Raw genomic sequence first — 9,799 nt, forward strand, 5'->3', positions numbered from 1 at the left:
GTACCCCTCCGGCGTACGGGCGGGTGGCCCCGTCTGTCCGTACGCGGGGACCGTGCAGCCGTGACCGGCCCGGCGCCGCTGAGACGGGTGACGGGCGTTCAACCGCGCCTGCTGGACACCGCCCTCGCCACCCTCGTCGGCGCAGGCGGAGTGCTGTACCTCGTGCTCGGACGAGCGCCCTACGGCGCAGCACTCTCGGGCGTCGACGCCGTGGCCGCCGGGGCCGCGTTCCTGCTCGTGCTGGCCCGCCGCCGGGCACCGCTGCCCGTCCTGGCGCTGTCGGTGCTCGGCGAGACCGCCTTCACCGCCATGGCCTCCCGTGCGTCACCCGTGCTCGGGGCGGCAGCGCTGATCTCGGTCTATACCGTGGCCCGCACGGTCCGCCGACGCATCGCGCTGATCGCGGCCGCCCTCACGGCCATCGCGCTGTACGCCGTCGTCGCCTACCCGATGGATCCGACGTCCAGAACGGAGGGCGCCGGGGTGTTCGCCTGGGTCGGCATGTGCGCCGCGGTCGGGGGCACCGTACGCACCTGGCGCGACTACCTGGCCGCGGTGGAGGAGCGGGCACGACGGGCGGAGGCGGGCAAGGAGGAAGAGGCCCGCCGCCGGGTCGCCGAGGAGCGGCTGCGCATCGCCCGGGAACTCCACGACGTGATCGCCCACCACATCGCCCTGATCACCCTTCAGGCGGGAGCCGCCAGACATGTCCTGCGCACCGAACCGGACCAGGCCGACACGGCGCTCGGCCATATCCGTGACGCCGGCCGCACCGTCCTGGACGAACTCAGCTCCCTGCTGCACGTGCTGCGACAGCCGGGCGACGAGACGGACGGGCGGCCGGACCCGACCGAACCCACCCCCGGCCTATCCCGCCTCAGCAGACTCCTCGAATCCGTGACCGCCGCCGGACTGCGCGTGCGCCACCAGCAGGCCGGACACCCGCGTCCCCTGCCGACCGCCGTCGACCTGGCCGCCTACCGCATCATCCAGGAAGGGCTGACCAACGCCCACAAGCACGGCGGCACCGCCGGCACGGACCTGCTCGTCGACTACCGGACCGACGCCCTGCACATCGAAATCTCCAACCCGGTACGCACAGACTCCTCTGCGGCCTTCGCCGCCGTGGGCACCGGACACGGCCTGACAGGCATGCGCGAGCGCGCCCACGCCGTCGGCGGCAGCCTCCACGCCGAAGCACACGCCGACGGCCGTTTCCGCCTGGACGTACGGCTGCCGCTGCCCGAACCCGAAACACCGGCGGACGCCGGCCCCGACGACACCCGTCCATCACGTCGGCCCGACACGGTGCGGCGGGCGCCCGCCGCACAGGAGAGGCAGAGATGACCATCCGCGTACTGCTCGCCGACGACCAGACCCTCGTCCGCTCCAGTTTCCGCATGATCCTCCAGTCGGAGCCGGACATGGAGGTCGTCGGGGAAGCGGCGACCGGCGGCGAGGCGGTCACCCTGGCCCGCGCCACCCGCGCCGACGTCGTCCTGATGGACATCCGCATGCCCGACATGGACGGCCTCGCCGCCACCCGCGCCATCACCGCCGACGAGGACCTCGCGGGCGTACGGGTGCTGATCCTGACGACGTTCGAAGCCGACGAGTACGTGTTCCAGGCGCTGCGTGCCGGGGCCGGCGGGTTCCTCGGCAAGGGCGTGGAGCCCGCCGACCTCCTGGACGCCATCCGGCTGATCGCCCGGGGAGAGGCCCTGCTGTCACCCACGGCGACCAAGGCCCTCATCGCCCGCTACCTCGCCGTGCCGGACCCCACAAGTGTCTCGGCGCCGGAGCTGAGGACCCTGACCGAACGCGAGAGCCAGGTACTCGGCCTCGTCGCCGCCGGCCTCACCAACGACGCCATCGGCGAATGGCTCCACGTCTCGCCCCTGACCGCCAAGACCCATGTGAACCGCATCATGGCCAAGCTCGGCGCCCGCGACCGTGCCCAACTCGTCGTGATGGCCTACCAGTCCGGCATCGCCGGCCCTGCCACGCGAGCGGGCTGACCTGCCACAACGGGCGCCGGTCCGGCCGGCCTCCCGTGAGAAGACGATCGGTTCACCGTCCTTCGCCGCCGACAGGCACGGGCCAAGCGGGTCTTCGCCGTCATCGCCACGGCAGTATGACGGCGTCACCGCGCCGACGAGGGGGACGTCCACAGGCCCGTCGTCTACCCGGCATGCGCTGAACCCGTGGCCTTCGGCCCTCGCACGCCCTTGGCGATCACACGCAGCGGGACATGCCGCATGCGTCCCCGACCAGCACCCTTGCTAACCGGATTGTTGTCCGTTACGTTCGATGTTCATACCGGACTGCTGTCCAGTTAGGCCGTCCGTGCCTGGCGGCCGCACACCGTGTGAACACCGGTGGCGTGCGTGACCGACGCCGCACTCCCATATCCCCACCCACGCCCCGGCACCGACCCGCCCCCATTCGCCGTGGCCCGTGAGGCAACAGACAACAGCACACGCCGTCGAAGCCCGGCCGCACACCACGAACCACCACCTTGCCCGCGCCAGACCAACCCTTCTGAAACAACGGAGACGAACCATGAGCATGCCCCGCAGGAACCTACTGACCGGGGCGGCCGCGACCGCGGCCGCGCTGACCGCATCGCCAGCCACCGCGGCCACGGGCGGAAGCCGACACACCAAGCCGGCACTGTCGGCGAACGAGACAAGCAGCGGCGTGCCGAAGAGCCGCATCCTCATCCGCAACGGCCACGTCATCGACACCGAGCCCCAGCCGGTCGCCCACACCCACACCGACGTCCTGATCGAGAACGGACGCGTCACCGCCGTCGGACGCAACCTCCACTCCAAAGGCGCCACCGTCATCGACGCCACCGACCACATCGTGCTCCCGGGCTTCGTCGACACCCACCGGCACGTATGGCAGTCGGCGCTGCGCAACGCGGCCGTGGACGCCGACCTCGCCACCTACTTCCGCCTGCTGGGCCAAGTCGGCCCGAAGTTCCGGCCGCAGGACGTACACACCGCGACCCTGGCCGGCGCGCTGGAGTGCCTCGACTCCGGCATCACCACCCAGCTGGACTTCGCGCACATCGCCTACTCACCCGAACTCGCAAGCGCCGCCGTGGACGCACTGAAGGCGACAGGACTGCGCGCGGTCTTCGGCTACGGCACCCCGGTCAATGTCACCGGCGGCGGCAAGCTCGCCGACGTCCGCCGGATCCGCGAACGCCTGGCGGACGACAACGCGCTCGTCACCATGGCGTACGCCCCGCTCGGCCCTTCATCCACCCCGATGCAGACGGTGGCCAACGACTGGCGCATAGCCGACGAGCTGGACCTGCCCCTGACGATCCACCTCGCCAGCACCCCCGTCAACCAACAGCCCGTCCTCGCCCTGCGCGAGGCCGGCCTGCTGCGCGAGAAGACCCTCTACGCCCACGGCAGCGGGATCGGCGACGACGAGCTGAAGCTGATCGCCGACTCGGGCGCCACCGCCTCGGCCACGCCCGGCGACGAAGCCGGCCGCCTGCGGCGCGCCGGCATCACGACCGGCATCGGCGTCGACAGCGTCGCCCTCGCCGCCGGCGACATGTTTTCCACGATGCGGGCAACCCACCTCGCCGCCAAGATCGCAGACGACCCCTCGATGACTGCCAAGGACATCCTTCGGATGGCCACCCTGGACGGCGCCGCCGCGCTAGGACTGGCCGACCGCATCGGCTCCCTGCGCCCCGGCAAGCAGGCCGACATCATTATGCTCCGCCTGGACGACATCAACATGCTCACCGCCGAACGCGACCCCATCGCGGCCGTGGTCACCGAAGCACAGCCGCACAACGTGGACATGGTCCTCGTGGCAGGCAAGCTCGTGAAGACCAAGGGCCGACTGATCCACGCCGACCTCCGCCGCACCGCCCGAGCCCTGCGCGCCACAGCAGCCGCGATCAGCGACTGAGCGATCGCGACGATGCTTCGCAGAGCCGTCCCCGACTGGATCGAAACTTCCCCTGAAACACGAACCCAATGTCGGGCCGGCCATGAGCAGCGGCAGCCGCCGCGAGCTTCAGGCCATCGGCGACGGTGACCGAGACCGCGCCCGGCGCGGGTACCACCGCGGCGAGGGCGTCAACCTGCTGGTCAGCGGTGGCGCCATGTCCTCTGCATCGCTGCTCGCGCGGACAACACGGCGCACCGGCTGCTGGCCAAGGACAGGGCAGCGGATGTGGGCGGGCGTGGATGCTCCTGACCTGCTGGTTCTGTCGTCGATGCGGGACGGTCACCAGATGCTGAAGGGGGCGGGTTCCGTTCCATGTGTCGGCTCGTGGGCGGGCTTGGTGCTGCCTCGGGTGACCTGGCGTGACGCTGCCCCTGCAGTGTAGGCAAGGCGCGAATACGGAACTCGTGGTCGCCGCGAGAGCAAGAAATGGCGAGGCGATGGCAGAAGCCTTCGCGCTGGCCGGCGGCCCCTTCCGCCGCGTCCGAGGCTTCTGAACGCGGCGCTTCGTCCCTTCATCCGCCCAGACGCCTCGCCGCCACCGCCGCGGCGAGGCGCTGGGTGTCGAGCGGGTCGGAGGGATGCAGCCCGGTCAGGTGCGCGATGCGACGGACGCGGTAGTCGACGGTGTTCGGGTGGACGTGCAGCGCCGTCGCCGTGCCGCGGCGGTCGAGACGGTGGGCGAGATGCGTCTCCAGCGTGTGCAGCAGTTCGGGGTGGCCGTCGAGGGGAGAGAGGAGGGCGGCCAGCGCGTCCCGGCCGGCTCCGGGCCTGGTGAGCTGGTACTCGAGCGTGACGTCCGGGAGCCGGTACAGACCGGGCGGACGCTCGAACGCGCGGACGACCTCCAGGACCTGGCGGGTGAGGCCCGCCGCGTCCTTGACCTTCTCGGGGGCCGCGAGTTCGGCGGCGGCCGTGACCGCGACGCCCGCGGCACGGCTCAGAGCGTCCGTCAGCCGGGTCGTGGTGGCCCACTCCCAGGGGGTTCCGCCTCCCTCGGCGAGGGGGACCAGGACGATGCCGCCCCCGGCGTCGAGCACAGACAGCACGGTCCCTTCCTCGAGGCCCTCACCGGCGCTGGAGCCCGCGAACTCCTCCAGCGCGCCTCTGATCCTGCGCAGTTTCCGGCGGCTCGCGATGGGCCCGCCAGGCCCCTTCTGGTGCTCGTCCGGATGCGTGCCCAGCGCCAGGGACAGCACGAGGTACCGGGCGGCCAGCCGGATCCCCGCGTCGGCCGCCGGTCCGACCACCGACTCCCCGCGCAGCAGCACGGACGTCACCCTGTCACGGGCGTACTGCTCCTGGCTGAGCATGCTCTGGCGTTCGGCCAGATAGCTCGCGCAGATCGCCTCGACGGCGGTGCCGAGGAAGAGCAGCAGCAGGCGGTTGGCGCTGAGCACGTCCGCGAGGTCGTCCCGCTCGGCCGGTTCCACCAGGGCGTCCCAGGCCTGCTGGACGCCCAGGTGGTAGGCGGTGATCACGGCCTCCAGGGGGATGCCCTCCTCGGCCCTGCGTGCGGCCGACGCCACCAGAGCGGACAGTTCCTCCGGCAGGGGGCCGCGCCGCTCCCGGAGTACTCGTGCCACCAGGTGCAGGCTGCTCTCGACGACTCGCGTGATGTCCCCGCTCAGCTCCTCCTCAGGCAACTGCCGGTAGATCGGGATCGTATCCACGAAACTCCCCAGGATCCGCCGCGTGAGCACCGGCACCAGGCCGGTCAGCCGGAGATGCATGGGGCGGCCCGCCACCGTGAGGCACTCGGGCAGATTTTTGTCATCCATCACAAAGAACTTCCTGAAGATCTGCGAAGAACCCCAGTATCCCCGTGTGCGAGTTCGCCACATGCTGTTGCGCACCACATATCGCCGCCGTGTATGAGCGAACGTCCAGGAGGTCAACGGTGACCGATCCTCTCCTCTACGCCACGGAACACCCCGCCGAGCAGACCGTCCCCCGCCTCGTCCTGCGCAACGCGCGAGCCTTCGGTGACGCCCCGGCCCTCACCTCGCTGGACGAGCCCGGCCGCCCCACGATCACCTGGGCCGCTCTGCGCGAGCAGATCGCCGACACCGCACGCGGTCTGGCCGACGCCGGCCTGCGGCGCGGTGACCGGATGATCGTCATGGCACCGACCTCGCCCGACCATCTGGTGGCGGATCTCGCGGCGGTCCACCTCGGGGTGATCTCCTGCACCGCCTACCAGACGCTGAGCCCGGACCAGATCGTCTACATCGCCCGGCACAGCGGCGCCGAGGCCGTGGTGCTCGGCGGCGCCGAGGAACTCGCCCGCTGGGAACCGGCACTGCGGGAACTGCCCGGCATCCGCCTGGTCGTTCTGCTGGACGGCACCGCCGTACCGGACGGCGACCCGCGATACCGCTCCTGGGAGGAACTGCGCCGCACCGGGGCCGCCCTGCACACAGCCGACCCCCGGGTCTTCGAGGAGGCCGCCGCGGCCGTCCGCCCAAAGGACCCGCTGTCGATGATCTACACCTCCGGCACCACCGGCGACCCCAAGGGTGTCGTGCTCTCCCACCGGGGTGTCCTGGAGCAGGCGTACGCCCTGCTCACCCTGCACGGCTGCCCCATGCACATGACGAACATCTCCTACCTGCCCCTGGCCCACATCGCCGAACGGCAGGGCACCCTCTACATGCCGGCCGTCGGCGCCGGACATGTGCACACGCTCGCGGACCCACGGGCGATCGGCGAGGCGCTGCCCCGGGTGCGTCCGCAGCAGTTCTTCGGGGTCCCCCAACTGCTGGAGAAGATGGCGGCCGGGCTCCAGCGCAGGCTGGCCGCCCTGCCGCGGGACGCGCGCGAGGCCGTGCTCGCGCTGACGGAGCTGCGGAAGAAGAGCTACGACCTCCGGAGCGCGGGGGAGAGGGTTCCGGCCGGGATCGAAAAGGAGATCGCCGCGGCGGACGCGGCCGTGCTGGCTCCGGTACGCCATGCCCTGGGGCTCGACCGGCTCCACTTCTTCAGCTGCGGCTCGGCCCCCGTGCCGGTCGAGGTGCTGCGCACCCTCGCGGGTGTCGGCATCGAGGTGTACGAAGTCCTCGGGATGTCGGAGACCTCCGGCGTCATGACCACCAACTCCGCAGCAGGGTTTCGTACCGGTTCGGTGGGCCGGGCGCTCGGCGGGACCGAGCTGGCTCTCGCGGACGACGGCGAGATACTCGTCCGGGGCACGAGCGTGTTCCTCGGCTACCTCCAGGAGGACGGCTCCCTCCGGTCCGAGACCGACACGAACGGCTGGTTCGCCACCGGTGACATCGGCACCTTCGACGCCGACGGATTCCTCACAGTGACGGACCGCAAGAAGGAACTGATCATCACGTCCGGGGGCAAGAACATCGCCCCGGCCCGCATCGAGAGCCTCCTGCGGGAACACTCCCTGATCGCCCACGCATGCGCGATCGGCGACCGCCGTCCCTACGTGACCGCCCTGCTCGTACTCGATCCGGACGGGCTCGGGCAGTGGGCCGCGGCGAACGGCCTCGACGACGGCGCGGACCCGGCGGAGCTCGCCGGACACCCCGAGATCGCGGAGCAGCTCGCCCAGGCAGTGGCCGCCGCCAACGCGCGGCTGGCCCGCGTCGAGCAGATCAAACGCCACCACGTCCTCATCACCGCGTGGAGCGCGACGGCAGGCGAGGTCACCGAGACCCTCAAGCTCAAGCGCCGGATCATCCACGAGCGGTACGCCACGGAGATCGCCGCGCTCTACGCGGAACCCCACCGTCCAGCCGACCACACTCACCGAAAGGAACCGGCCCGTTGATCAACCTGCACCACACCCACCTCATGGCCACCGACGTCGAGGCGACGATCGCCTTCTGGCGCGACGGATTCCGCGCAGAGGTCGTCTACGACGTGGACTTCGCCGGCGCCCGCAACGTCTTCATGACCATCGGCACCGGCCGCATCCACCTCTACGACCAGCCGCCCAGGGCCCTCGGGCAGGCCACGGTCCACCATGTCGGCGTCCAGACCGACGAGTTGGAGAGCATCGTTGCACGCCTGCGGAACATGGGCGTGTCGGTCACCGACATCCGCTCCGAGCCCACCGCCCAGTACGCCATGGCCGAAGGCCCCGACCGGCTGCTCATCGAGATCTTCCAGCCGGACCCCGCGCGTGTCCCGCCGCATCTGCACGAGTACTTCGGCATCGGCGGCTGATTCCCGCGGGTGGCCGGTGAGCCACCGCTCATCGTCCGGTCACGGCGGCGACGAGCCCCTGGAGCTGCTCGGCGACACGGTCGAGGGGTTCGGCCCGCCAGGTCCTCGGATCCGACTCCGGACTCGTCACGAGCCAGGCAGCGACTGATACGGCGGTGGGGCCGCCCGCCTGGTCGACTGGTCGCCGTCTCGGCGTTTCACCTTCACCGGACGGCGCAATCGTCGACACCGCCGTCCGCGGGGAGACGGCCGTGTTGCTGATGGAGCACCTCGTCCGGGTGCCGTTCGAGTCGGGTACACCGCCAGGCCGTGGCGCATGCGCTGGCCTGCGAGGTCGTGATACCCGTTCCGGGATTCGACCCTGTCCGTTTTGTGTGCCCCGGAGGGGAGCCCTCTGAGTTGTGGCGACAGAGTCTTCAAGCCCCGGCTGGAACGCAGACGTCACCTGTAGCACTCGACTTTGGTGGGGGCGACCCGCACAGCCAGCCAGGTTACCTCGCCTCAAGCACACAACGCTTGCAGCAAGCAGTGAAGGGAGCCGCATCCCACCAGCCGGGCCGGGAGACCCGCTCGGCCGGATCAGCGTCCACTGCGGTGAAGCCAGTCCGGGAAGCGGCTCCTTCGACAACCCGCCCGGAAGCGCGGCAATCTACCCCGCGCAGAGTCACTCCCTCGGGCCAGAATGGCTGTCTGCCCTGCACCGCGCCGGACGCCGAGGACCCCCCAGGTGACGCTCTCCAGCCCCGCAAACCCCCAGCCCACCGCCCGCCTGGCCTTGCGTACCGATCAGCAGGAAGGCATCGCCAACACGGTCCGCCACCTACGCCGCCCGCACACCCGCGGCCACGTCGTCTCGGCCTGCGGCACCGGCAAGACCCTCCTCGCGCTCCGCGCCTCCGAAGAACTCGGAGTGCGGCACTTTGCGGTGGCAGTGCCGAGCCTGGACCTGATCGCCCAGTGGGCGACCGCCGCCCGCGCCGACCTGCGCCGCGAACCGATGATCACCGTCTCATCGCTACGCGCCGCCTCCCACCCGGTGCTGGCCGCAGCCGGGGCCGATTCCACCAACGCGGGGGAGTACCTGGCCTACTGGCTGGCCCGCCACCCTCGAGCCACGGTGTTCTTCACCTTCGACTCCCTTTCCAAAATCGAGGAAGCCCAGCACTCCGCCGTCTTCCCCGCCCCCGTCTTCGACCTGCTGGTCGTTGACGAGGCCCACGCCACGGCCGGCACCTGGGCCAAGAACTGGACGGCGCTGCACGACAACAGCCGTATCCCGGCCGACCGCCGCCTCTACCTCACCGCCACACCCTATGTGTGGGAGGCACCGCGCCTGGCCGAGCCGCCCACCACCGGCCCGACCCCAAAACGCACGACCGCTACTGCCCCGCACTGGGACGACCCCACGCTGCTGGCCACCATGGACCAGCCGAAAATCTTCGGCCCCCGCCTGCACACCTACTCCCACGCCGACGCCATCGACGACGGCGTCCTGGCCGACTACCAACTCGTCGTACCCACCGTCACCGACGACGAACTGCGCACCACGCTCACCGATCCGGAAGCCGGCCCCACCGCACGCCGCACCACAGCCCTGCATCTCGCCATCCTCAAGGCCATGCGAGAGCAAGACCTG

At 70.8% G+C, this 9,799-nt stretch carries 7 protein-coding genes; 6 read left to right on the plus strand and 1 reads right to left on the minus strand.

Annotated elements, in window-relative coordinates:
* Positions 1-60 precede the first annotated feature (60 nt).
* From ACLZN2_RS23840 to ACLZN2_RS23850, 3 genes are all read left to right on the plus strand, one after another.
* Positions 61-1,347 carry a sensor histidine kinase gene (locus ACLZN2_RS23840; RefSeq protein WP_416981035.1) on the plus strand — a complete coding sequence of 429 codons (1,287 nt, stop codon included), beginning with the start codon at positions 61-63 and terminating at the stop codon, positions 1,345-1,347.
* Positions 1,344-2,018, plus strand: a complete 675-nt coding sequence (locus tag ACLZN2_RS23845; RefSeq protein WP_416981036.1) for a response regulator — start codon at positions 1,344-1,346, stop codon at positions 2,016-2,018. Before ACLZN2_RS23840 ends, ACLZN2_RS23845 begins: the two co-directional genes overlap by 4 nt.
* 544 nt (positions 2,019-2,562) lie before the next feature.
* Positions 2,563-3,942: an amidohydrolase family protein gene (locus ACLZN2_RS23850; protein WP_416981037.1), complete on the plus strand. Its 1,380-nt coding sequence runs from the start codon at positions 2,563-2,565 to the stop codon at positions 3,940-3,942.
* A gap of 554 nt (positions 3,943-4,496) precedes the next feature.
* Here ACLZN2_RS23850 and ACLZN2_RS23855 read toward each other — a convergent pair.
* A complete protein-coding gene (locus tag ACLZN2_RS23855; RefSeq protein ID WP_416981038.1) occupies positions 4,497-5,762 on the minus strand; it encodes a PucR family transcriptional regulator in 1,266 nt (421 codons plus the stop codon).
* Between the two features lie 119 nt (positions 5,763-5,881).
* Between ACLZN2_RS23855 and ACLZN2_RS23860 the strand changes: the two genes are divergently transcribed.
* The 3 genes from ACLZN2_RS23860 to ACLZN2_RS23870 all read left to right on the plus strand — a co-directional run.
* Complete coding sequence (locus ACLZN2_RS23860) at positions 5,882-7,765, plus strand: AMP-dependent synthetase/ligase (protein ID WP_416981039.1); 1,884 nt, start codon at positions 5,882-5,884, stop codon at positions 7,763-7,765.
* Positions 7,762-8,163, plus strand: a complete 402-nt coding sequence (locus tag ACLZN2_RS23865; protein WP_416981040.1) for a VOC family protein — start codon at positions 7,762-7,764, stop codon at positions 8,161-8,163. The genes ACLZN2_RS23860 and ACLZN2_RS23865 overlap by 4 nt, the downstream gene beginning before the upstream one ends.
* Positions 8,164-8,845: 682 nt before the next feature.
* A partial coding sequence (locus ACLZN2_RS23870; protein ID WP_416981041.1) for a DEAD/DEAH box helicase family protein occupies positions 8,846-9,799 on the plus strand: 954 nt, incomplete at its 3' end.

It is taken from the genome of Streptomyces sp. T028, from assembly GCF_048159505.1.
Taxonomy (GTDB): domain Bacteria; phylum Actinomycetota; class Actinomycetes; order Streptomycetales; family Streptomycetaceae; genus Streptomyces.